Source organism: Pseudomonas sp. 2822-17, from assembly GCF_002742485.1.
GTDB classification, from domain to species: domain Bacteria; phylum Pseudomonadota; class Gammaproteobacteria; order Pseudomonadales; family Pseudomonadaceae; genus Aquipseudomonas; species Aquipseudomonas cyclaminis.
Window position 1 is genome coordinate 191432 of the sequence record NZ_LJRZ01000392.1, and the last position, 23446, is coordinate 214877.

18 protein-coding genes are annotated in these 23446 nt (G+C 59.8%); 12 read left to right on the forward strand and 6 right to left on the reverse strand.

What is annotated here, in order from left to right; translation table 11 throughout:
- Positions 1-271: 271 nt before the first annotated feature.
- The 3 genes from AOA60_RS12850 to AOA60_RS12860 are packed head-to-tail and all read left to right on the forward strand — an operon-like array spanning position 272 to position 2900.
- On the forward strand, positions 272-1711 hold the full coding sequence (locus AOA60_RS12850; RefSeq protein ID WP_099584737.1) for a cytochrome ubiquinol oxidase subunit I: 1440 nt from the start codon (positions 272-274) through the stop codon (positions 1709-1711).
- A 1-nt stretch (position 1712) separates the two neighbouring features.
- Positions 1713-2720, forward strand: a complete 1008-nt coding sequence (gene cydB, locus AOA60_RS12855; protein WP_099584738.1) for a cytochrome d ubiquinol oxidase subunit II — start codon at positions 1713-1715, stop codon at positions 2718-2720.
- A 12-nt stretch (positions 2721-2732) separates the two neighbouring features.
- A complete protein-coding gene (locus AOA60_RS12860) occupies positions 2733-2900 on the forward strand; it encodes a DUF2474 domain-containing protein (RefSeq protein ID WP_099584739.1) in 168 nt (55 codons plus the stop codon).
- Positions 2901-2983: 83 nt separating this feature from the next.
- Here the strand turns inward: AOA60_RS12860 and AOA60_RS12865 are convergent, their stop codons facing one another.
- Together AOA60_RS12865 and AOA60_RS12870 are read right to left on the reverse strand one after the other, a co-directional pair.
- Positions 2984-4108 carry a methyltransferase gene (locus AOA60_RS12865; protein WP_099584740.1) on the reverse strand — a complete coding sequence of 375 codons (1125 nt, stop codon included), beginning with the start codon at positions 4106-4108 and terminating at the stop codon, positions 2984-2986.
- A gap of 157 nt (positions 4109-4265) precedes the next feature.
- On the reverse strand, positions 4266-4976 hold the full coding sequence (locus AOA60_RS12870) for a LuxR family transcriptional regulator (RefSeq protein ID WP_099584741.1): 711 nt from the start codon (positions 4974-4976) through the stop codon (positions 4266-4268).
- A 381-nt stretch (positions 4977-5357) separates the two neighbouring features.
- Here AOA60_RS12870 and AOA60_RS12875 point away from each other — a divergent pair, with 381 nt between their 5' ends.
- Positions 5358-6134 (forward strand): ferredoxin--NADP reductase, encoded by a 777-nt coding sequence (locus AOA60_RS12875; RefSeq protein WP_099584742.1) that lies wholly within the window; start codon positions 5358-5360, stop codon positions 6132-6134.
- 47 nt (positions 6135-6181) lie between these two features.
- Here AOA60_RS12875 and mscL read toward each other — a convergent pair whose 3' ends face one another.
- Positions 6182-6601: a large-conductance mechanosensitive channel protein MscL gene (mscL, locus tag AOA60_RS12880; protein ID WP_099584743.1), complete on the reverse strand. Its 420-nt coding sequence runs from the start codon at positions 6599-6601 to the stop codon at positions 6182-6184.
- 298 nt (positions 6602-6899) lie between these two features.
- Between mscL and katB the strand changes: the two genes are divergently transcribed.
- The 3 genes from katB to radA are packed head-to-tail and all read left to right on the forward strand — an operon-like array spanning position 6900 to position 10427.
- Positions 6900-8429 carry a catalase KatB gene (katB, locus tag AOA60_RS12885; protein ID WP_177411626.1) on the forward strand — a complete coding sequence of 510 codons (1530 nt, stop codon included), beginning with the start codon at positions 6900-6902 and terminating at the stop codon, positions 8427-8429.
- Between the two features lie 55 nt (positions 8430-8484).
- Positions 8485-9024 carry an ankyrin repeat domain-containing protein gene (locus tag AOA60_RS12890; protein ID WP_099584745.1) on the forward strand — a complete coding sequence of 180 codons (540 nt, stop codon included), beginning with the start codon at positions 8485-8487 and terminating at the stop codon, positions 9022-9024.
- Positions 9025-9059: 35 nt separating this feature from the next.
- A complete protein-coding gene (gene radA / locus AOA60_RS12895) occupies positions 9060-10427 on the forward strand; it encodes a DNA repair protein RadA (RefSeq protein WP_099584746.1) in 1368 nt (455 codons plus the stop codon).
- Positions 10428-10460: 33 nt separating this feature from the next.
- On the opposite strand, the gene AOA60_RS12900 is transcribed toward radA, so the two are convergent.
- Positions 10461-10829: a PilZ domain-containing protein gene (locus tag AOA60_RS12900; protein WP_099584747.1), complete on the reverse strand. Its 369-nt coding sequence runs from the start codon at positions 10827-10829 to the stop codon at positions 10461-10463.
- 174 nt (positions 10830-11003) lie between these two features.
- Here AOA60_RS12900 and AOA60_RS12905 point away from each other — a divergent pair, with 174 nt between their 5' ends.
- The 3 genes from AOA60_RS12905 to yjiA all read left to right on the forward strand — a co-directional run bounded on the left by AOA60_RS12905 (position 11004) and on the right by yjiA (position 14389).
- On the forward strand, positions 11004-13070 hold the full coding sequence (locus tag AOA60_RS12905; RefSeq protein WP_099584748.1) for a carbon starvation CstA family protein: 2067 nt from the start codon (positions 11004-11006) through the stop codon (positions 13068-13070).
- A 15-nt stretch (positions 13071-13085) separates the two neighbouring features.
- A complete protein-coding gene (locus AOA60_RS12910) occupies positions 13086-13283 on the forward strand; it encodes a YbdD/YjiX family protein (protein WP_003176208.1) in 198 nt (65 codons plus the stop codon).
- Positions 13284-13420: 137 nt separating this feature from the next.
- Entirely contained in the window at positions 13421-14389 is a 969-nt protein-coding gene (yjiA, locus tag AOA60_RS12915) for a GTPase (protein ID WP_099584749.1), read from the forward strand.
- A gap of 72 nt (positions 14390-14461) precedes the next feature.
- On the opposite strand, the gene glyA is transcribed toward yjiA, so the two are convergent.
- On the reverse strand, positions 14462-15715 hold the full coding sequence (gene glyA, locus AOA60_RS12920; protein WP_053137906.1) for a serine hydroxymethyltransferase: 1254 nt from the start codon (positions 15713-15715) through the stop codon (positions 14462-14464).
- Between the two features lie 230 nt (positions 15716-15945).
- Entirely contained in the window at positions 15946-19797 is a 3852-nt protein-coding gene (locus tag AOA60_RS12925; protein WP_099584750.1) for a bifunctional diguanylate cyclase/phosphodiesterase, read from the reverse strand.
- A 285-nt stretch (positions 19798-20082) separates the two neighbouring features.
- On the opposite strand from AOA60_RS12925, the gene ettA reads away from it, so the two are divergent.
- On the forward strand, positions 20083-21747 hold the full coding sequence (gene ettA / locus AOA60_RS12930) for an energy-dependent translational throttle protein EttA (protein WP_099584751.1): 1665 nt from the start codon (positions 20083-20085) through the stop codon (positions 21745-21747).
- Positions 21748-22047: 300 nt separating this feature from the next.
- Positions 22048-23385, forward strand: coding sequence for an NADP-specific glutamate dehydrogenase (gdhA, locus tag AOA60_RS12935; RefSeq protein WP_099584752.1), 1338 nt, complete (start codon positions 22048-22050; stop codon positions 23383-23385).
- Positions 23386-23446: the final 61 nt, after the last annotated feature.

The following is a 23446-nucleotide window of genomic DNA, read 5'->3' on the forward strand; positions in this document are numbered from 1 at the left end:
CTGTAACAAATAGTTGCAAGATCTGGGCTGAGGCAAGCTGTCACGCGGCAAAAGACCACATAACTGGACACAGAAAATGGGACTACTCTTTGAGCAATGCTTGATCCAGATCAAAACCTGCGTGGGGATTGATCTGGCGGCCGCAAGGCCAGAATCCCTACGTGGCTGGTTAAAAAAAGAAACGAATTGAAATTCGCCACACTCCATATCCGTGGGGGCAGTGGGTGCAGGCTCCCGCCAGCAGCCGGTATTACCTGACAGAGGAAGACTTATGTTCGGTTTGGAGGCGCTAGATCTCGCCCGAATTCAATTTGCGTTCACCATCTCATTCCACATCCTGTTCCCGGCGATCACCATCGGCCTGGCCAGTTACCTTGCGGTGCTGGAGGGCTTGTGGCTCAAGACCCACAACGACACCTACCGTGACCTCTACCATTTCTGGTCGAAGATCTTTGCCGTCAACTTCGGCATGGGCGTGGTCTCGGGCCTGGTCATGGCTTATCAGTTCGGCACCAACTGGAGCCGCTTCTCGGACTTCGCCGGTGCTGTCACAGGGCCACTTCTGACATACGAAGTGCTTACGGCCTTCTTCCTCGAAGCCGGTTTCCTTGGCGTGATGCTGTTCGGTTGGAACAAGGTGGGGCGCAAGCTGCACTTCTTCTCCACCGTGATGGTGGCCGTCGGTACGTTGATTTCGACGTTCTGGATCCTCGCGTCCAACAGCTGGATGCAGACGCCCCAGGGTTTTGAAATCATCGACGGCCGCGTGATTCCGACCGACTGGCTGGCGGTGATCTTCAATCCCTCGTTCCCTTACCGCCTGATGCACATGGCCACCGCAGCCTTTGTGGCGACCGCGTTCTTCGTCGGTTCTTCGGCGGCCTGGCACTTACTGCGCGGCAAGGACAACCCGGCGATCCGCAAGATGCTCTCGATGGCCATGTGGATGGCCCTGATTGTCGCGCCTATCCAGGCGGTGATCGGTGACTTCCACGGGCTCAATACCCTGGAGCACCAGCCGGCAAAAATTGCCGCGATTGAGGGCCACTGGGAAAACAAAGGCAATGAGCCAACCCCGCTGATCCTGTTTGGCTGGCCCGACATGAAGGCCGAAAAAACCAAATACGCGGTGGAAATCCCGTACCTGGGCAGCCTGATCCTGACCCACTCGTTGGACAAACAAGTGCCGGCCCTCAAGGAGTTTCCGCCCGAGGACCGCCCCAATTCGACCATCGTGTTCTGGTCGTTCCGGGTCATGGTCGGCCTGGGCTTCCTGATGATCTTCACCGGTCTGTTCAGCCTGTGGCTGCGTCGCGGCGACAAGATGTACACGTCCAGGCCGTTCCTGTACCTGGCGCTGTGGATGGGGCCGTCCGGCCTGATCGCGATTCTCGCCGGTTGGTTCACCACCGAAATCGGCCGCCAGCCGTGGGTGGTCTACGGCTTGATGCGCACGGCGGATGCCTCATCCGGGCATAGCCTGGCGCAGATGACGATTACCCTGGTGTTGTTCGTGGTGGTGTACTTCGCGCTGTTCGGCGCCGGGTTGGGCTACATGATGCGCCTGGTGCGCAAAGGGCCTCAGACCCACGAAGGCAGCGAACCGACCCATGGCGGTCCTGGCCAGAAACGCACACCGGCACGTCCGTTGTCGGCCGCCGATGACAGTGGCGATGACGACCACGCCCACATCCAGCACAAGGGGAATTGAGATGGGTATTGATCTTCCGCTGATCTGGGCCGTGATCATCATCTTCGGCATCATGATGTACGTGGTCATGGACGGTTTCGACCTGGGCATCGGCATCCTCTTTCCGTTTATCCCCGGCAAAGTCGACCGTGACGTGATGATGAACACCGTCGCCCCGGTCTGGGACGGTAACGAAACCTGGCTGGTACTCGGTGGCGCGGCGTTGTTCGGCGCGTTTCCGCTGGCCTATTCGGTGGTGTTGTCGGCGCTGTACCTGCCGCTGATTCTGATGCTGATCGGGCTGATCTTCCGTGGCGTGGCCTTCGAGTTCCGCTTCAAGGCCAAGGACCACAAGCGTCACCTGTGGGACAAGGCATTCATCGGCGGCTCGCTGGCGGCGACATTCTTCCAGGGCGTGGCGCTGGGCGCGTTTATCGACGGGATTCCGGTGGTCAATCGCCAGTTTGCCGGCGGCTCATTGGATTGGCTCACGCCCTTCACGATGTTCTGCGGCGTGGCGTTGATCGTTGCTTACGCACTCTTGGGCTGCACCTGGCTGATCATGAAGACCGAAGGCACCTTGCAGGAGAAGATGCACAACCTGGCGCGTCCATTGGCGTTTGTGGTGTTGGCGGTGATTGGCATCGTCAGTATCTGGACGCCGCTGTCGCACCCGGAAATCGCTTCGCGCTGGTTCACCCTGCCAAACCTGTTCTGGTTCCTACCGGTGCCGATCCTGGTGCTGGTGACCATGTACGGGCTGATCCGCGCCGTGGCGCGTAACGCGCACTACACGCCGTTCCTGCTGACGCTGGTGCTGATCTTCCTCGGCTACAGCGGCCTCGGGATCAGCCTGTGGCCAAATATCATCCCGCCATCCGTGTCGATCTGGGACGCCGCCGCACCGCCGCAGAGCCAGGGCTTCATGCTGGTGGGCACGTTGTTCATCATCCCGTTCATCCTGGGCTACACCTTCTGGAGCTACTACGTGTTCCGCGGCAAGGTCACCCACGAAGACGGTTACCACTAGGAGGGTCGTTGCATGTCCGGCAAACCTACGTTGCACGAGATCGAACAGGCCGAGAAACAGCCGTTGTGGCGGCGCCTGGGGTGGCTGGCGATGATCTGGACGGGCAGTGTGCTGGCCTTGTTCATCGTGGCCAGCCTGATGCGCATGTTCATGAATGCGGCCGGCCTGACCACTCACTGACATCCCGATCCGGGCCTTGCGGCCCGCTGCCTGCTGACTTGAGGGGCAAGCCCTGTTCTTCTTCTGGAAGGGCGGGGCTTTTTTTATTTGCGCGCTTTGAGGATGACGAATTTCGGGGTGGCGGCCACTTGCTCGACGCCTCGGAACAGCCGCGCCAATTTGCTGTGATAACCCAGGTGACGGTTGCCGACGATATACAGCGCGCCGCCCACCACCAGCGCTTCCCGCGCTTGCTGGAACATGCGCCAGGCCAGGAAGTCACCAACCACTTGCTGTTGGTGGAACGGTGGGTTGCACAGCACCACATCCAGGGAATCGGGCTCCTGGCCGGCCAGGCCATCGGCGGCACGCACGGCCACCTTGCGCTCGCCGAGGGCGGCTTGCCAGTTCTCAAGGGCCGATTGCACGGCCATGTACGACTCGTCGACCAAGGTGTATTGCGCGTCGGGGTTTTGCAGCGCGCTGGCAATCGCCAGTACGCCGTTGCCGCAGCCTAGGTCCGCCACGCGTGCACTGCCCAAGCCTTTAGGCAGGTGCGGCAGGAAGGCGCGGGTGCCGATGTCCAGGCCTTCACGGCAGAACACGTTGGCGTGGTTGAGCAATTCGATAGCGGGTGTTTCAAGGTGATAGCGGGTGGGGTAGGGCGAGACCGCCGCAGGACGTTCCTGCGCAGTGGCAATCAGCAGTCGCGCCTTCTTGACCGCGAGGGAGGCGTGCATCGGCCCGATGTAACGCTCCAGCAACTCGCCGGCCGCACGGGGCAGGTGCTTGACCATTGCCCCCGCGATGACCTCGGCGCCCGGAGCGAGTTGGCCTTGCAGGCGAATCAGTTGTTCTTCCAGCAGTGCCAGGGTCTTGGGCACGCGGATCAGGACTCGGTCAAAAGGGCCGGTCGGCAGTTGGTTGGCAGGTACAAAAGTCACTGCATCAAACGCCTTGCCATTGCGCACCAGGTTTTTCTCCAGGCCTTGGGCGGCGAGAAACGAGTCGCCGCTGGAGGTCACCTGCACCTGGCTTTCAAGGCTGGCGGCCAGGGCACCGAAGCTGTCATTGAGCACCAGCACACGCGTCGCGGCGCCCGGCTGTTGTTCGGCCAGGTGGCTGAGCAGGTACTCGTCGGCGGCATCAAAGGCTTGCAGCGGATCGTTGTGTTGTTCTGGCTGGCGGATCAGATCGAGCTGGGCGAAGGGGCTGTCGAGCAGGGGCATGGCGGGGGAGGCTCTGTAATCGGTGGGGTTCGGCAGTGATCTGCGCAACCATCTGAGTGAACAACGGGCGGCACCCTTGGGGGCTGCTCAGCACTCAGAATTGGCCGTAAATGTTACGTTTTTTCCACGGGGATTACATGGGGTGTTTCACGGTCGGTTAAAACAGCCCCGCTTTCGAGGCACAGAGCACGGCGGCGATCTTGTTGTTGACCCCCAGTTTTTTGAAGCAACTGCAGATATGAAAGCCCACCGTACGTTCGGACAGGCACAGGATGGCGGCAATGTCTGCGGCCGTCTTGCCCATGGCAGACCACTTGAGGATTTCGGTTTCGCGCGGAGTCAATTTGCTAGCAGGGTTGAGGCTGGGCCTGTCCGCGTAAGTCCGCGCCACGACTGCATGCATAGCATGGCACAGCCACAGGACCTGGCCGGCTTTTTCGTAGAGTTCTTCCGGAGTGACTTCACCGTTGCTGCGGCCCAGGGTCAGCATGCTGAACACGCCCTGGAAATCATGCACAGCTTGGGTCCAGCCCCGATGCACGCCAAACGATTGGGCCAGAGACCACAAGTTGGGTGAGTCTTTAAAGGTTTTTTCCTCCCAGACAAGCGGTAATACACAGCGTTTGCAATGTGTCACCACGGGATCAATTTCAAAGAAGTGGGCCTGGTTGTACAGCTTGTTCCATTCATCTGGATAGTTATTGATTTGGATGGGCTTCGTTTGGTTGTTTGGTAGCTGTGAACTCATCGTAAAGGAACAGTATTGGAAGCCAAGTGCGTAGGTGTGATTGACGGCCATTTCGAAAAGACTGGTGGCCTCGCTCTCGCCTTGCAGCTTGGCAAGTCGTGTGTTGCGCCAGTTAACCATTGGTAACTCTCCATGGATTCCGTGTGACATGGGATACGTCCTGATTCCCAAAACTGCACGGAAGGAAGTGTAGGACAAGAGCTACAGCGCAAGAGGAAATTTTCGCTCTTGCATGACGGCGTTTAAGAAGTTTTCATCCATGGCCTTGAATGAGTCGTTTAACTGATTAGTTGGTTTTTTTCGATTTTTTAGTGAGTTAAAGCGCGTGTGCCAAATCAACTTAGAGTGTGCTTGCAGCCAGGGCAAAGGGCTTAATAGCTAATTGATTAGATAGCCATTAAATTGCCATTACTTGGTCGCTGGGCGATGCCACTACAAACCACCGGTGTTTCCGTGCGCGAGTTTGAGGGACACTAGGGCACCTGTAGAACGGAGCCCCCCATGACGGCCAGCGCTGAGAAATTTACCCGCCAGACCTTGCTCGATGTGCAATCGCTGACCCCCAGCCTGTTTACGCTGCGCACCACCCGTGATCCGGGGTTCCGTTTTACGGCAGGTCAGTTCGTGCGCCTGGGCGTGACCAAGGCGGATGGCAGCACGGTATGGCGCGCCTATTCGGTGGTCTCCTCGCCGTTTGACGAGCACCTCGATTTCTTCTCGATTGTCGTCCCCGGCGGCGAGTTCACCAGTGAGCTGAGCCGCCTGCGTGTGGGCGATACCTTGATGGTGGAGCGCCAGGCGACGGGGTTCTTGACCCTGAACCGGTTCGTCGATGGCCGTGACCTGTGGATGTTGGCGACGGGGACTGGGGTCGCGCCGTTTTTGTCGATCCTGCAGGACTTCGAAGTCTGGGAGAAATTTGAGCGGATCGTACTGGTATACAGCGCGCGGGAGGCCAAGGAGCTGGCCTATCAGTCGCTGATCAAGGAGCTGGGTGAGCGCGAGTACCTCGCCGAGTACGCCCACAAACTGACCTACGTTCCCATCGTGACCCGCGAGCATTATCCGGACGCATTGAGTGGGCGTATTACCACCTCGATTGAAAACGGTGAGCTGGAGCGCGCCGCCGGCGTCGAGCTGAGCCCGGAGCATTCGCGCGTGCTGATTTGCGGCAACCCGCAGATGGTCGACGACACGCGCCAGTTGCTCAAGCTGCGCGACATGCAACTGAGCCTGAGCCGCCGGCCAGGCCAGGTGGCGGTGGAAAACTACTGGTAATAAAAAAGGCGCCTCAAGCAGGCGCCTTTTTTCCAAGCGGGGCCAGGTTAGAGCTGCTTGTTGTCGTTCTGTGCCTTGAGCAGATCGCGGATCTCGCCCAGCAACAGCTCTTCCTTGGTTGGCGTCGGCGGCAGGCTCGGTGCTACGGCCTCTTCGCGCTTGAGGCGGTTGATGGCCTTTACGCCCATGAAGATCGCAAATGCGACGATCACGAAGTCGATTACGCTCTGGATAAACTTGCCGTAGGCCAGGACGACGGCGGGTACATCGCCTTGAGCCGCCTTGAGGGTGATCGCCAGGTCGCCAAAATCCACACCACCGATCAACAGGCCAATGGGCGGCATCACCACATCGCCTACAAACGAGGAAACAATTTTGCCGAAAGCGGCGCCGATGATAATACCGACGGCCATGTCGACCACATTACCTTTGACCGCGAAGGCCTTGAACTCACTGATCACGCCCATAGGTTATTCCTTGTTACAGATTAGAAGGGTGGAGCTGAGTGTAAGTCAGTCGTAGTGGGCTTGCGCGACACAACTACTAACACTGTCTGTTTTAATCGACACATTAAAACGCAAATAGTTTGCAAAGTGCCATCAATCGCGCGCGAAATACTCGCTGTTTCAGTGGCTTACCACATTAATTTCTTAATCGCCCTGGTGGGGTTTTTCTATTTATCTTCTGACTCCCGGGTCACTAGCCTCTGGCAAGCACAACTGAATGTGCATAAAAAAACCAGAGGAAACCTTGATGAAAATTTCGATGAGCCGCAGGCCAGTGCTGGCGCGACACGCGCTGGTGCTGGCGACTGCCAGCCTGCTTTCCCTGTCGGTGCAGGCCGCCAACCTGACCCGCGATAACGGCGCTGCCGTCGGTGACAACCAGAACTCGCAAACCGCTGGCGCCAATGGCCCGGTGCTGCTGCAAGATGTACAGCTGATCCAGAAGCTGCAGCGCTTCGACCGTGAACGCATCCCCGAGCGCGTGGTGCATGCCCGTGGCACAGGTGCCCACGGTACCTTCACCGTAACCGACAACCTCAGCGACCTGACCAAGGCCAAAGTCTTCGCCGCGGGTGAAGCCACCCCCGTATTTGTGCGCTTCTCGGCCGTGGTTCACGGCAACCACTCCCCGGAAACCCTGCGTGACCCCCGCGGTTTCGCCACCAAGTTCTACACCGCTGACGGTAACTGGGACCTGGTGGGCAATAACTTCCCCACGTTCTTCATCCGTGACGCCATCAAGTTCCCGGACATGGTGCACGCGTTCAAGCCGGACCCGCGCACCAACCTGGATGACGACTCCCGTCGCTTTGACTTCTTCTCCCATGTTCCAGAGGCCACGCGCACGCTGACCGAGTTGTACTCGGACTCCGGCACGCCAGCCAGTTACCGGGAAATGGACGGTAATGGCGTACATGCCTACAAGTTGATCAACGCCAAGGGCGAAGTGCACTACGTCAAGTTCCACTGGAAGAGCCTGCAAGGCATCAAGAACCTTGATCCCAAGCAAGTCACCGAAGTGCAGGGGCGTGATTACAGTCATATGACTAACGACTTGGTCACCCATATCAACAAGGGCGACTTCCCCAAGTGGGACCTGTATGTGCAAGTGCTCAAGCCCGAAGACTTGGCCAAGTTTGATTTCGACCCATTGGACGCCACCAAAATCTGGCCGGACGTGGCCGAGCGCAAAGTCGGGCAAATGGTGCTGAACCGCAATCCGGCGAACGTGTTCCAGGAGACCGAGCAAGTGGCCATGGCCCCGGCCAACCTGGTGCCGGGCATCGAACCGTCGGAAGACCGCCTGCTGCAAGGCCGGGTGTTCTCCTACGCCGATACCCAGATGTACCGCCTGGGCGCCAATGCGTTGCAACTGCCGATCAATGCCCCACGGGTCACCGTCAACAACGGTAACCAGGATGGCGCGATGAACTTCGGCAAGAGCACCAGCGGCGTGAACTACCAGCCAAGCCGCCTGATGCCACGGGAAGAGCCGCAAACCGCGCGCTATAGCCAGTCGGCGCTGGTGGGCAGCACCCAGCAGGCGAAGATCCAGCGTGAGCAGAACTTCAAGCAGGCCGGTGATCTGTATCGCTCCTACACCAAGAAAGAGCAGCAGGACTTGATCGACAACTTCGGCGGCTCCCTGGCCACTACCGATGACGAGAGCAAGCACATCATCCTGTCGTTCCTCTACAAAGCGGACCCGGCGTACGGCACGGGCGTGGCCAAGGTCGCCAAGGGTGACCTGACCCGCGTGAAGGCGCTGGCTGAAAAACTGACTGACTGACGTTGGTAACGGTCGACGCGCTGGTTGGGGCGTCGACCCTTGGCAGGAGAATCCCATGCGTATTTCTATCGGTTTACTGATGGTCATGCTGGCCTTTGTTGCCCATGCCGAATCCCCCGAGCCGGCAGCCCTCAAGGCCCAGTTGCAGGATTATTACTTCGACGCCGCCCGCCGTGGCGACCTCGATATGCTCAACACCTTTATCGACTCCGGCTACAGCCTCAACACCCAGGACGACAAGGGCTACACCGCGCTGATTCTCGCCGCCTACCACGGCCAGGGCCCGTTTGTGGCGCGCTTGCTCGATGCGGGTGCCGACGCCTGTGTGCAGGACAAACGTGGCAACACCGCGCTGATGGGCGCGATCTTCAAGGGCGAGCTGAAAATCGCCCAGCGCCTGCTGGCCACCGACTGCAACCCCGACCAACGCAACGGCGCCGGGCAGACGGCCGCCATGTATGCCGGCCTGTTCAAGCGCGTCGAGTTGCTGGATGAGTTGAAAGCCAAAGGCGCGGACCTCAACGCCGAAGACCCGATCGGCAACAGTGCGTCGCGATTGGCCAGCGGTGAAATCCGGACCCCGGCGCCGCGCTGAGCTATCATCGCGGTTTTTCGGTTGGAGGTTCTCAAATGGCAAAGGCCAAGCGCATGTACGGCTGCACCGAGTGCGGCGCGACCTTTCCCAAGTGGGCCGGCCAGTGCGGCGAATGCGGTGCGTGGAACACCCTGACTGAAACCATGATCGAGAGCGGCGGTGCTGCTGCGCCCACTGGTCGTGCGGGCTGGACCGGGCAGCAGGCACAGATCAAGACCCTGGCCGAAGTCAGTGTCGAAGAAATTCCGCGTTTCTCTACTGCCTCGGGCGAGCTGGACCGGGTGCTCGGCGGCGGCCTGGTGGACGGCTCGGTGGTGCTGATCGGCGGCGACCCCGGCATCGGCAAATCCACCATCCTGCTGCAAACCCTGTGCAGCATCGCCAGCCGCATGCCGGCGCTGTACGTCACCGGCGAAGAATCCCAGCAACAAGTGGCCATGCGCGCCCGGCGCCTTGGCTTGCCCCAGGATCAGTTGCGGGTCATGACCGAGACTTGCATCGAAAGCATCATCGCCACGGCCCGTATCGAAAAGCCCAAGGTGATGGTGATCGACTCGATCCAGACGATTTTCACCGAGCAACTGCAATCGGCGCCGGGCGGCGTGTCCCAGGTGCGCGAGAGCGCGGCGCTGCTGGTGCGGTATGCCAAGCAGAGCGGCACGGCGATTTTCCTGGTCGGCCACGTGACCAAAGAGGGGGCACTGGCGGGGCCGCGTGTGTTGGAGCATATGGTCGACACCGTACTGTATTTCGAGGGCGAATCCGATGGCCGCCTGCGCTTGCTGCGAGCGGTGAAAAACCGGTTTGGCGCGGTGAATGAACTGGGTGTGTTCGCCATGACGGACCGGGGATTGAAAGAAGTCTCCAACCCATCGGCGATTTTTCTGACGCGCGCCCAGGAAGAAGTTCCTGGCAGCGTGGTGATGGCAACGTGGGAAGGCACTCGGCCAATGCTGGTGGAAGTCCAGGCGTTGGTGGATGACAGCCATCTGGCCAACCCGCGCCGGGTCACGCTGGGACTGGATCAGAACCGCCTGGCGATGTTGCTGGCGGTATTGCACCGCCATGGTGGCATTCCGACCCACGACCAGGACGTGTTCCTCAACGTAGTGGGCGGGGTCAAGGTGCTGGAGACTGCATCCGACCTGGCGTTGATGGCGGCGGTGATGTCCAGCCTGCGCAACCGGCCATTGCCTCACGACCTGTTGGTGTTTGGTGAAGTCGGCCTGTCCGGTGAAGTGCGCCCGGTGCCGAGCGGCCAGGAGCGCTTGAAGGAAGCGGCCAAGCATGGCTTCAAGCGCGCCATCGTGCCCAAGGGCAATGCGCCGAAGGAATCGCCGCCGGGGATCACGATTATTGGAGTCACGCGTTTGGAACAGGCGTTGGATGCGTTGTTCGAATAACCAGCACCGCCCCACATTTGATGTGTGGTGCTTTCAGGTTTCCAGCAGCGCCGCCAACTCCCGGTGGAGTTCTTCCTCGTGACCCAGATTCAATTCGATCAGCCGCCGCAAGTGGCTGATCGAATTCAGGTCGATGTCCTTGCACTCAAATCCCAACTGACCATGATCTTCATGGGTCAGGCGTACGTGCATCTTTATATGGGCATTTGGGTCCAGCCGTATGTCGACGTCGAACGGCAGCGCCTTGTTCCCTTTCCAGTCTTCGGGGCGCTGCACCAGCAGCCCCTTGAGCGATAAATCCACCAATTTCACTGGCCATTCGTTGCCGTTTTGCCGAAGTTCGGTCTTGGCATCAAAAGCAATCCGGCGAAAACGGCGGCGGTCAGACGCTTGCTCGGTCATGGTGAAACCCTCTGTGGATAAAAGGATTGTAGCCCTGCGCCATCATCGGGCGGTTTTTTCTGCTTTTTTCGTCGCTGCAAGGCTCTAGACCAACGTAGGGGGGTGGCCTTTAAGGCCAACAGCGCTAAACTCCGGATGGCTGTCCTTTCTGTCCACCCTGGCTGGAATATAAAAATGAAAAATAATAATAGCCTGCTACGCCACTTACCCTGGCTGGTGCTGGCAATCGTAGGAGCGTGCGCCCTTGGCGTAGTGGCCTTGCGCCGCGGCGAGGCGATCAACGCCTTGTGGATTGTGGTCGCGGCTGTGGCCATCTACCTGGTTGCTTATCGCTACTACAGCCTGTTCATCGCTAATAACGTGATGCAACTCGATCCACGGCGGGCCACCCCCGCAGTGATCAACAACGACGGTCTGGACTATGTGCCGACCAACAAACACATCCTTTTCGGTCACCACTTTGCGGCCATTGCCGGCGCGGGCCCTTTGGTCGGTCCAGTATTGGCTGCGCAAATGGGCTACCTGCCCGGCACGCTCTGGCTGATTGCCGGCGTGGTGCTGGCCGGTGCGGTGCAGGACTTCATGGTCCTGTTCCTGTCGACCCGTCGCAACGGCCGTTCCCTGGGGGACATGGTTCGCGAAGAGATGGGCCGTATTCCGGGGACCATCGCGCTGTTTGGCTGCTTCCTGATCATGATCATCATCCTTGCGGTGCTGGCGCTGATCGTGGTCAAGGCCCTGGCCGAGAGCCCATGGGGCATCTTCACCGTAATGGCGACCATCCCGATCGCGATGTTCATGGGCATCTACATGCGCTACATCCGCCCGGGCCGCATCGGCGAAATCTCGATCATCGGCGTGCTGTTGCTGCTGGGCTCGATCTGGCTGGGCGGGCAGATTGCTGCTGATCCGGTCTGGGCCAAGGCCTTCACCTTCACCGGGATCCAGATCACCTGGATGCTGATCGGCTATGGCTTCGTTGCCGCAGTCCTGCCGGTGTGGCTGATCCTGGCGCCGCGCGACTACCTGTCTACGTTCCTGAAAATCGGCACCATCATTGCCCTGGCAATCGGCATCCTGGTCACCATGCCAGACCTGAAAATGCCGGCGCTGACCCAGTTCATCGATGGCACCGGTCCGGTGTGGAAGGGCGGTCTGTTCCCGTTCCTGTTCATCACCATCGCCTGTGGCGCGGTTTCGGGTTTCCACGCGCTGATCTCCTCGGGCACCACGCCCAAGTTGTTGGCCAATGAAAGCCACGCCCGTTACATCGGTTACGGCGGCATGTTGATGGAATCGTTCGTGGCGATCATGGCCATGGTTGCGGCTTCGGTGATTGAGCCTGGCGTGTACTTCGCCATGAACAGCCCGGCAGCGATCGTCGGCACTGACGTGGTGACCGTCGCGCAAACCGTCAGCAGCTGGGGTTTTGCAATTACCCCTGAAGCGCTGTCGGCCGTGGCCCATGACATCGGTGAAACCACCATCCTGGCGCGTGCCGGCGGTGCACCGACGCTCGCGGTGGGTATCGCGCAGATCCTGCACAGTGTGTTGCCGGGTGAAAACACCATGGCGTTCTGGTACCACTTTGCAATCCTGTTCGAAGCGCTGTTCATCCTGACGGCGGTAGACGCCGGTACCCGTGCCGGTCGCTTCATGCTCCAGGATTTGCTCGGTTCCTTCGTGCCGGCGCTCAAACGCACCGAATCCTGGACCGCCAACCTGATCGCGACCGCCGGTTGCGTGGCGATGTGGGGTTACCTGTTGTACCAGGGCGTGATCGACCCACTGGGCGGTATCAACACCTTGTGGCCGCTGTTCGGTATCTCCAACCAGATGCTGGCGGGTATCGCGCTGATGCTGGCGACAGTCGTGCTGATCAAAATGAAACGCCAACGCTACATCTGGGTGACCATGCTGCCGGCTGTCTGGCTGCTGATCTGCACCACCACGGCGGGCTTCATCAAGCTGTTCGACGCCAACCCGGCGATTGGCTTCCTGGCGCTGGCCAAGAAATACAGTGATGCCCTGGCCAACGGCCAGATCCTGGCCCCGGCCAAGAGCATCGACCAGATGCAACACGTGATCTACAACGCCTACACCAACGCAACGCTGACGGTGTTGTTCCTGTTCGTGGTGTTCAGCATCCTGTTCTACGCGCTCAAGGTCGGTGTCGCCGCCTGGGGCAACAAAGAACGTACGGATAAAGAAGCCCCGTTCCAGGCTGTACCGGACGCATGATCGAGGATTGCAACCATGTTCAATGACATCAGTCGCCTCGGTAAATACCTCGGTCAGGCCGCGCGCCTGATGGTCGGCATGCCCGACTACGACACTTACGTCGAGCATATGCAAACCAAGCACCCGGACAAACCGATGATGGACTACAAGGCGTTCTTCCGAGAACGCCAGGAAGCACGTTACGGTGGCAAGGGTGGGCCCAAGTGCTGTTGATTTAATGTAACTCCCCTGTGGGAGGGGGCTTGCTCCCGATAGCGGTGTATCAGTGACACATCAGTGCCTGACACTCTGCTATCGGGGGCAAGCCCCCTCCCACATTTGTTTCAGTGTTTCTTCAAGGAGAATTTCTTTTGTCCTCTCCCATTCCAGTGACCGTCCTCAGCGGCTTCCTCGGCGCCGGCAAGACCACCTTACTGCGCCATCTGCTCAAAGCCGAACACGGCCTGAAAATCGCCGTGATCGAAAACGAATTCAGTGACGCCGGTATCGACACCCAGCTTTTGGGCGAAGAGCCGGTGCAAGTCATGACCCTGTCCAACGGCTGTGTGTGCTGCACCATCCACACCGACCTGACCAAAGCCCTCTACCTGCTGCTGGAACGCCTGGACAGCGGCGAGATCGCCTTCGACCGCCTGGTGATCGAGTGCACCGGCCTGGCTGATCCGGCGCCGGTGGCCCAGACCTTCTTCATTGATGAAGAACTGCGCGAGCGCTACATCCTCGACGGCATCATCACCTTGGTGGACGCGGCCCACGCCGAGCATCACCTGACCCAGACCATCGCCCAGGCCCAGATCGGTTTTGCCGACCGCCTGCTGGTGAGCAAACGTGATCTGGTGGACGACGCCACCTTTGATGCCCTCAGCGAACGCCTCACCCGCATCAACCGCCGAGCGCCGATTCGCGTGGTGGAACACGGCAAGATTGACCTGGCGCAATTGCTCGACGTGCGCGGTTTCAACCTCAACGCCGGCATGAGCCTGCGCCCAGTGAGCAAGGCGCCGTCCATCGACCGCATCTCCAGCCTGGTGCTGCGCACCGACCAGCCACTGGACATCGACCGCCTCAGCGAGTTTATGAATGAGCTGTTGGAAGACCATGGCAAGCAACTGCTGCGCTACAAGGGCGTGCTGAACATCGCCGGGGAAGACCGGCGCATGGTGTTTCAGGGCGTTCTGAAGCTCTACGGCTTCGATTGGGACACCGAGTGGGCCGAAGGCGAGGCGCGGGAAAGTGTGATTGTGTTTATTGCCGATGACCTGCCGGAGGACAAGATCCGCGAAGGCTTTGTCAAGGTCTACCAACCTGACCTGACCTGAAATGCAATCAAATTGGAACAGGCATAAAAAAGCCCGGCTCAAGAGCCGGGCTTCTTATTCAAGCAACTGCAATCAAGCGCCGTATACCGGCAGCTTCTTGCAGATGGCCTTGACCTTCTCACGGACCGCGTCGATCACGGCTTCGTTGTTCAGGTCGGCCAGGATGTCGCAGATCCAGCCAGCCAGTTCCTTGCACTCTGCTTCTTTAAAGCCACGAGTGGTCACAGCCGGGGTGCCGAAGCGCAGGCCCGAGGTGACGAACGGCGAACGTGGGTCGTTCGGTACGGAGTTTTTGTTCACGGTGATGAAGGCTTTGCCCAAGGCAGCATCAGCATCTTTACCGGAAATGTCCTGCTTGATCAGCGACAGCAGGAACAGGTGGTTTTCAGTACCGCCGGACACTACATCAAAGCCGCGCTCGATAAACACGCTGGCCATAGTCTGGGCGTTCTTGACCACTTGTTGCTGGTAGGTCTTGAACTCAGGCTGCAGCGCTTCCTTGAAGCAGATCGCTTTGGCGGCGATCACGTGCTCCAGCGGGCCACCCTGGGCGCCTGGGAAAACGGCGGAGTTCAGCTTCTTCTCGATCTCGGCGTTGGCGCGAGCCAGGATCAGGCCGCCACGTGGACCGCGCAGGGTCTTGTGGGTGGTGGTGGTGACCACGTCAGCGAAGGGAACCGGGTTCGGGTAGACGCCAGCGGCGACCAGGCCAGCCACGTGAGCCATGTCCACGAACAGGTAAGCGCCCACTTTGTCGGCGATGGCGCGGAAACGTGGGAAGTCCAGGATCTGCGAGTAGGCAGAGAAACCGGCCACGATCATTTTTGGCTTGTGTTCAACCGCCAGGCGCTCGACTTCGTCGTAGTCGATCAGGCCGTTGGCATCGATACCGTATTGAACGGCGTTGTACAGCTTGCCGGAGGAGGAAACGCTGGCGCCGTGGGTCAGGTGACCGCCGTGGGCCAGGCTCATGCCCAGGATGGTGTCGCCGCCTTGCAGCAGGGCCAGGTACACGGCGCTGTTGGCTTGGGAACCGGCGTGCGGCTGGACGTTGGCGTAATCGGCGCCGAACAGCTCTTTTGCACGGTCGATGGCCAACTGCTCAACCACGTCGACGTACTCGCAACCGCCGTAGTAACGCTTGCCTGGGTAGCCTTCGGCGTACTTGTTGGTCAGAACCGAACCTTGAGCCTCCATGACCGCAGGGCTGGTGTAGTTTTCCGAAGCGATCAGCTCAATGTGCTCTTCCTGGCGCACGGCTTCTTGCTCCATGGCGGCGAAGAGATCGGCGTCGTACTTGGCAATGGTCAAATCACGGCTGAACATGGCGGTCCTCAAGGATCGGGGGCAGAAAAGGAGGGCATTCTAACCCAATGGGTTTTAGATGGCATATGAAAGGACATCATGTCGCGGACAAGCGGGATTCACTTGGGCATGAGTGGTGGCTTTGGAGGCCTCATCGGGGGCAAGCCCCCTCCCACACTTGAATGTGTTCACAGATCAAAATGTGGGAGGGGGCTTGCCCCCGATGGGGCCAGTAGCCTCACCACCTAATCTCAATCAAACATGAACAGCGCATCATTACTGAACTGCACCTCAAACCGATTGGCCGGCATCGGCCGTCCGAACAGATAACCCTGCACCTCATCGCAGCCATGTTCGCGCAGGAAGTCCAGTTGCTCATGGGTTTCCACGCCCTCGGCGATTACCGCCAGGTTGAGGCTGTGGGCCATGGCAATAATCGCCCGGGCGATCTGCGCGTCCTGCTCTCCGGACGGCAGGCCGTCGACAAAGGTGCGGTCGATCTTCAACACATCGATAGGGAATTGCTTGAGGTAGTTGAGCGAGGAATAGCCCGTGCCGAAATCGTCCACCGCAATACTCAGGCCCAGGTTTTTCAGGCTGTCGAGGATGTGCAGGGCTTCGTTGACTTCGCGCATCAGGATGCTTTCGGTCAGCTCCAGCTCCAGGCACGCCGGCGGCAGGCCGGTGTCCTTGAGGATCGTGGCAATGCGGGTGCCCAGTTGGCCGTCGGAGAACTGCCGCGCCGAGATGTTCACCGAGACTTTTGGCACGCGCACCTTGTTCTGGTGCCAGGTCTTGAGCTGGCGACAGGCTTCGCTGATCACCCAATCACCCACATCCACCACCAGGCCCAACTCTTCCAGCACCGGAATGAAGTCCCCTGGCGGCACCAGCCCGCGACGCGGATGGCGCCAGCGCAGCAGGGCTTCGGCGCCGGTCAGGCGTTTGCCATCGCCGCTGAACTGCGGCTGGTAATACAGCACGAATTCGTTCTGTTCCAGGGCGTGGCGCAGGTCGCTTTCCAGCTCCAGGCGTTCCAGGGCGCTGGCGTTCATGTCGGCCTGGTAGAACTGGAAGTTGTTCTTGCCACGTTCCTTGGCGTGATACATCGCCGTGTCGGCGTTTTTCATCAGTTGGCTCAGCTCGTTACCGTCCTGCGGGCTGAGGGCGATGCCGATACTGGCGGTCACAAAAAACTCGCGACCCTCCAGTACAAAGGGTTTCACCAGGCTGGCAAGGATCTGCTCGGCCACGTGAATCGCACGGTTCAGCGCCATCTCACGGCTGACCCGTGGTTGCAGGAGCAAGGTGAACTCATCACCGCCCATGCGCGCCACGGTGTCGTCTTCGGCCACGCAGCCGAGCAGGCGGGTGGCCATTTCCTTGAGCATGCGGTCGCCAGCGGCGTGGCCGAGGGAGTCGTTGATCGGCTTGAAGCGGTCCAGATCGAGGAACATCAGCACCACCCACGACTTCTGCCGCTCCGCCGACTGCAACGCAGTGTGCAGGCGGTCCTGGAACAGCGTGCGGTTGGGCAGGTGGGTCAGGGCGTCGTAATAGGCCAGGCGGTGGATGCGCTGTTCGCTGGCCTTGCGCTCGCTGATATCACTGAAGAAGCACACGTAGCTGGCCAGGTCGCCTTCGTCGTCGAACACGGCGGTAATGCCGACCCACGCCGGGTAATGTTCGCCGTTGCGGCGCTTGAGCCACACTTCGCCTTCCCACGTGCTGTGCTGGTGCAGTTGCTTGAGCACGTAGCGCAGGTGGGCTTCCTGCTGTTCATCGACGGTGAGCATGTTCGGCAACTGGTCGAGTACATCCGCGACGGCGTACCCGCTGACCCGGCTGAACGCCTCGTTAGCCTGCACGATATAGCCCGCCGGGTCGGTGATCAGGATCGCCGAGGTGGAGTGCTCGAATACCGTGGCCGCCATGCGCAGGTCTTTCTCGGCGCGGCGTTGTTGGCTGATATCGCGGCCGACGCCGAGAATGCCTTCGAAGGCGCCATGCTCGTCCCACACCAGGACCAGGCGCAGCTCGATCGGCACCTTACGGCCGTCGGCGCGCAGGCAGTCAAACAGGAACAGCTGGGTCTGCACTTCATCGCGCAGCTTGTTCAGCACCTCGACGTCACCCAGTGCGCGGCTGACCTGTTCCACCAGGCTGTAGATACCGGCCAATTGCGCCGGATTGGCGATGATCGACTGCCAGCCGTTCTTGAACACCCAGTCCACGTCGTACCCGAGCACCGCGCTGACCGACGGGCTGATGTAGTTGAGGGCCAGTTTGCTGTCTGTGGAGCAGATCACGTCGCTAATGCTTTCGGCCAGCATGCGGTAGCGTTTTTCGCTGTCGCGCAGGGATTCGCTGGCTTCGATCTGGTCGGTGATGTCCTTGGCCACGCCAATGATGCGGGTGACCTGGCTGGTTTTATCGCGGGCCAGGGCCTGCTCACGAATGTCAAAGCGCCGCCATTGGTTGTTGCGATGGCGGAAGCGCAATTGGCAATGCAACTGCGTTGCGTAGCCGGCCTGGCGTTGCTGCAGGCGCAAGTCGTGGTAATGCTCGGCGTCGTCGGGGTGCAGCAGGATTTCCCAGAAGTACTCGCCCATTTGCTGCAGTTCGGCCTTTGTGTAGCCGAGGGTGTGGCCCAGGTGGTGGTTGCTGAAGATCATGCGCTGGCTGATCACGTCCTGCACATACAGATGATCAGGCACCGTGCGCACCACGTCCGACCAGAAACTCTCACGCTCCACCAGCGACAGCTCGATCAGCTTGCGGCTGGTGATGTCGCTGATGCTGAGGATCACCGCCTTGAAATCGTCCTTCTGCTCCGGCAGACGCATCACCAGCCACAGGTATTGCTCGTTACCAGCCACATCGTTGAGCTGGATTTCCAGTTCAAGCTGGTTCTGCTGGGTCAGCACGGCTTCGAGTATCTGATGGCCAATGGACGTGCTGTTGCTTGGGCAGTCATCGATCAGCCGTTCCCAAGCCTCCTCGCACGAGTCCACGTTCAGCAGGCGCACCGCTACCTGGTTGATCTCGGTGATGCGCAGCTCGGCGAGCAACTGCCTGCTTTCTTCAGGCTTGTGTTGCAGCCAGGCGTGCAGTTGCTCGCGGGTCTGCACGTGCGTCCTGGCAAAAAACGCATTCAGACCTGACAGGTCAAGCACGCACAAGGCCACGCCGGTGCCTTCGAAAATATCCTGATAACGCCGCCGGCCTTCATGCACCTGGCGCTGACGGCGACGCATATTCAGCAGCACGATCACTGGGATCAACGAGAACGCCAGGCCCAGCAGGCATTTGCCGATAAACGCCGGCAGCAGTTGTTCCAGCACAGCGGCGCGGTCGAACATGCCACGCAACTGCCAGTCGCTTTTGCTCAGAGGCGTGACCAGTACGCTTTTATTCAAGTCATCCGGGGTCAGGGCGCCGGACCATTGCGCCGGCGAGCCATTGTCACGGCTGACCACGCGGTGGTTCAGGCGGTTTTCGATGGCCCACATCGGGCGCGCACCTTGGCTGTCCTGGCGGGTGAGGTTAACCAGGTAACCGGGCGCCAGGCGCAGCGCCCAGTACATCCTTGAATCGCCGCTGGGCTGGTGCAGCAGCAGGTAGATGATGGTGCCGTCGTTGTTGTTGCTCAGGTAATAGGACTGGCCGTGACTGCGTTGCACCAATTCTTCCAGCCAGGCGCTGTCCTCGCTGTCATTGGCGCTGTCGCTGATCATCGCGCCGCTGGGGGCCAGCAGGGCGAAACTGCGCAGCTCCGGCAGGGAACGCTGCAAGGTGCGCATCAAGGCCTGTTGCTGTTCGCTGTCGCGGGGCGGTTCGACGATCGGTAGCAGGTTGAGGGCAATTTTTGCGCTCAGGGCCATGTTCAGGCTGAACTCTTCAGCCAGGTCGGCGCTGTAGTCGATGGTGTATTGCTGCTGGTTTTTCTGGTTTTGCTGCAACTGGTCCAGCAGCTGCCAGAACAATAACGCGAGCAGCATGAGGACGAGCGTCGCCAATGCGCCTTTAAGGGTGCCGTGCAGGGGCGCTCCCGGCGCTATATGAGCGGCGCGTAAAGGCGTTGGCGGCGTGACTTTGGACAAGCTGTGATCCTGCGGTTTGGCTGGATTGGCGCGCGACGTGCACTATAAGCCGGACGCCCGGAGGGCGGCTAGCATGCCTTGACTTGTGGCAAAGTGCCAGCCCCGCTTGGCTGGACTGACCAAGCGCATTCAGGTAGCTTTGCCGGTTACGCGGGGGCGTTCCAGCCCCAGAGACTCAGGCTTTTTCCGCTCGCTGGCATTGATGATAGTCAACGGCCCGCGCGGCGCATGGCCTGGCACGGGCTTCGCCCGCTTAATTCATCAGTCACTGACGCTAGGTTCACCATGGCTCAATACGTCTTCACCATGCATCGGCTGGGAAAAGTTGTTCCGCCGAAGCGGGAAATCCTGAAAAACATTTCGCTGTCCTTCTTCCCCGGCGCCAAGATCGGCGTGCTCGGCCTGAACGGTTCGGGTAAGTCCACGTTGCTGAAAATCATGGCTGGCGTCGACACCGAGTTCGAAGGCGAAGCCCGCCCGATGCCGGAACTGAACATCGGTTACCTGCCGCAAGAGCCAATCCTCGATCCGACCAAAACCGTGCGCGAAGTGGTCGAAGAAGCCGTCGCCGTGATCAAGAACGCCCAGGCGCGCCTGGACGAGGTCTACGCGGCTTACGCTGAAGAAGATGCCGACTTCGACAAACTTGCCGCCGAACAGGCCAAGCTCGAAGCGATCCTGCAGGCCGGTGACGGTCACAACCTGGAGCGCCAACTGGAAGTCGCCGCCGACGCGCTGCGCCTGCCGGCGTGGGACGCCAAGGTCGAATTCCTGTCCGGTGGTGAAAAACGTCGCGTGGCCTTGTGCCGCCTGCTGCTGTCGGCCCCCGACATGCTGCTGCTCGACGAACCCACCAACCACCTGGACGCCGATTCCGTCGCCTGGTTGGAACACTTCCTTCACGATTTCCCGGGCACCGTGGTTGCGATCACGCACGACCGGTACTTCCTGGACAACGTCGCCGGCTGGATCCTGGAGCTCGACCGCGGCGCCGGCATCCCTTACGAGGGCAACTACTCCGGTTGGCTGGAAGCCAAGTCCGACCGTCTGGCCGCCGAATCCAAGCAGCAATCGGCCCACGAAAAAGCCATGAAGGAAGAACTGGAGTGGGTGCGCAAAGGCGCCAAGGCCCGCCAGTCCAAATCCAAGGCGCGTCTGCAACGCTTTGAAGAAATGCAGTCGCAGGAATTCCAGAAGCGCAGTGAAACCAACGAGATCTACATCCCGGCCGGTCCACGCCTGGGTGACAAGGTCATCGAGTTCAAGAACGTTTCCAAAGGCTATGGCGACCGCGTGCTGATCGACAATCTGTCGTTCTCCATGCCAAAAGGCGCGATCGTCGGCGTAATTGGTGGTAACGGTGCGGGTAAATCCACGCTGTTCCGCATGCTGATGGGCAAGGAAACTCCGGATTCGGGCACCATCGAAGTCGGCGAAACCGTGCAACTGGCCTGTGTGGACCAGAGCCGTGATGACCTGGATGGCAGCAAGACGGTGTTCCAGCAGATTTCCGACGGCTCCGACCAGATCCGCATCGGCAACTATGAAATCCCTTCGCGCACCTACGTCGGTCGTTTCAACTTCAAGGGTGGCGACCAGCAGAAGTTCGTCAAGGACCTGTCCGGTGGTGAGCGTGGCCGCTTGCACCTGGCCCTGACCCTGAAAGAGGGCGGCAACGTGTTGCTGCTCGACGAACCGTCCAACGACCTCGACGTAGAAACCCTGCGTTCCCTGGAAGAAGCCCTGCTGGACTTCCCGGGCGCCGCCATTGTGATCTCTCACGATCGGTGGTTCCTTGACCGCGTCGCGACCCACATCCTGGCGTACGAAGACGACTCGCAAGCCGTGTTCTTCGAAGGCAACTACACCGAGTACGAAGCCGACCGTAAAAAGCGCTTGGGCGACGCTGCTGCCCAGCCGCACCGTGTACGCCACAAAAAACTCGCCTGATCCGGCGGGTTTGAAAAAAAGCGGAGCCCTCGGGCTCCGCTTTTTTTTGCGCATTTTTCCTGACCCACACCGATCAAATATGGGAAGGGGCTTGCCCCCGATAGCCATTTATCTGTTGGTGCATGTGCGTGATTTGAAATCCCCTTTTAAGTGCATAAAACACGGTAAAACTGGATACAGTTATATCCAATGCACCATTTAAATTCACAAAGGCGACATTTTGCCCTGTCGCAGTGCGACATGAATTGATAAAGTCCGGCCCAATCTCCCTTAAAAACAATCAATTTGCCGAGACTTTTCATGATCGAATCCGTCGAATCCTTCCTTGCCCGCCTGAAAAAACGCGACTCAGACCAGCCAGAATTTCACCAGGCTGTAGAAGAAGTCCTACGCAGTCTGTGGCCGTTTCTTGAAGCCAATCCTCACTACCTGAACTCGGGCATCCTGGAACGCATCTGCGAGCCGGAGCGTGCAATTACCTTCCGGGTGTCATGGGTCGATGATCACGGCAAGGTCCAGGTCAATCGCGGTTTCCGTATCCAGATGAACAGCGCCATCGGCCCTTACAAAGGCGGCCTGCGCTTCCATCCGTCGGTCAACCTGGGGGTGCTGAAATTCCTCGCCTTCGAACAGACCTTCAAGAATTCCCTGACTTCGCTGCCCATGGGCGGCGGTAAGGGCGGCTCGGACTTTGATCCAAAAGGTAAGAGCGACGCAGAAGTCATGCGCTTCTGCCAGGCATTCATGAACGAGCTGTACCGCCATATCGGCGCGGATGTGGATGTGCCGGCTGGCGATATCGGCGTGGGCGCCCGTGAGATCGGTTTCCTGTTTGGCCAGTACAAGCGCCTGAGCAACCAGTTCACCTCCGTGTTGACCGGCAAGGGCATGACCTACGGCGGCAGCCTGATCCGCCCGGAAGCCACCGGTTTTGGCTGTGTGTACTTCGCTGAAGAAATGCTCAAGCGCGACGGCCAACGGGTTGAAGGCAAGCGCGTGGCGGTGTCCGGCTCCGGCAACGTGGCGCAATACGCGGCACGCAAAGTCATGGATCTGGGCGGCAAGGTGGTCTCCCTGTCCGACTCCGAGGGCACCCTGTACGCCGAAAGCGGTTTGACCGAAGAGCAATGGTCAGCCCTGTTGGAGCTGAAAAACGTTCAGCGCGGCCGCATCAGCGAATTGGCCGAGCGTTTCGGCCTGGAGTTCCGCAAGGGCCAGACGCCTTGGGAGCTGGCCTGCGATATCGCCCTGCCATGCGCCACCCAGAACGAACTGGACGCCGCAGCCGCCCGCACCTTGCTGCGCAACGGCTGCATCTGCGTGGCCGAAGGCGCCAACATGCCGACCACGCTTGAGGCGGTGGATATCTTTATCGAGGCAGGCATTCTGTTTGCACCGGGCAAGGCATCCAACGCCGGTGGCGTAGCGGTGAGTGGCCTGGAGATGTCGCAGAACGCCATGCGCCTGCTGTGGACAGCCGGTGAGGTGGACAGCAAGCTGCACAACATCATGCAGTCGATCCACCACGCGTGTGTGCACTACGGCGAAGAAAACGGCCGGATCAACTACGTGAAGGGCGCGAACATCGCCGGCTTCGTGAAAGTCGCCGACGCGATGCTGGCCCAAGGCATCGTCTAGCCCCCCAACCTCGCGTAGATACCGTCTTGACCCTCACCGGGCAACCGCAAGTTTCGGGTCG

Coding starts and splice junctions, on each gene's coding strand:
- AOA60_RS12850 (WP_099584737.1), top strand. CDS start 272: ATGTTCGGTTTGGAGGCGCTAGATCTCGCCCGAATTCAATTTGCGTTC.
- cydB (WP_099584738.1), top strand. CDS start 1,713: ATGGGTATTGATCTTCCGCTGATCTGGGCCGTGATCATCATCTTCGGC.
- AOA60_RS12860 (WP_099584739.1), top strand. CDS start 2,733: ATGTCCGGCAAACCTACGTTGCACGAGATCGAACAGGCCGAGAAACAG.
- AOA60_RS12865 (WP_099584740.1), bottom strand. CDS start 4,108: ATGCCCCTGCTCGACAGCCCCTTCGCCCAGCTCGATCTGATCCGCCAG.
- AOA60_RS12870 (WP_099584741.1), bottom strand. CDS start 4,976: ATGGTTAACTGGCGCAACACACGACTTGCCAAGCTGCAAGGCGAGAGC.
- AOA60_RS12875 (WP_099584742.1), top strand. CDS start 5,358: ATGACGGCCAGCGCTGAGAAATTTACCCGCCAGACCTTGCTCGATGTG.
- mscL (WP_099584743.1), bottom strand. CDS start 6,601: ATGGGCGTGATCAGTGAGTTCAAGGCCTTCGCGGTCAAAGGTAATGTG.
- katB (WP_177411626.1), top strand. CDS start 6,900: ATGAGCCGCAGGCCAGTGCTGGCGCGACACGCGCTGGTGCTGGCGACT.
- AOA60_RS12890 (WP_099584745.1), top strand. CDS start 8,485: ATGCGTATTTCTATCGGTTTACTGATGGTCATGCTGGCCTTTGTTGCC.
- radA (WP_099584746.1), top strand. CDS start 9,060: ATGGCAAAGGCCAAGCGCATGTACGGCTGCACCGAGTGCGGCGCGACC.
- AOA60_RS12900 (WP_099584747.1), bottom strand. CDS start 10,829: ATGACCGAGCAAGCGTCTGACCGCCGCCGTTTTCGCCGGATTGCTTTT.
- AOA60_RS12905 (WP_099584748.1), top strand. CDS start 11,004: ATGAAAAATAATAATAGCCTGCTACGCCACTTACCCTGGCTGGTGCTG.
- AOA60_RS12910 (WP_003176208.1), top strand. CDS start 13,086: ATGTTCAATGACATCAGTCGCCTCGGTAAATACCTCGGTCAGGCCGCG.
- glyA (WP_053137906.1), bottom strand. CDS start 15,715: ATGTTCAGCCGTGATTTGACCATTGCCAAGTACGACGCCGATCTCTTC.
- ettA (WP_099584751.1), top strand. CDS start 20,083: ATGGCTCAATACGTCTTCACCATGCATCGGCTGGGAAAAGTTGTTCCG.
- gdhA (WP_099584752.1), top strand. CDS start 22,048: ATGATCGAATCCGTCGAATCCTTCCTTGCCCGCCTGAAAAAACGCGAC.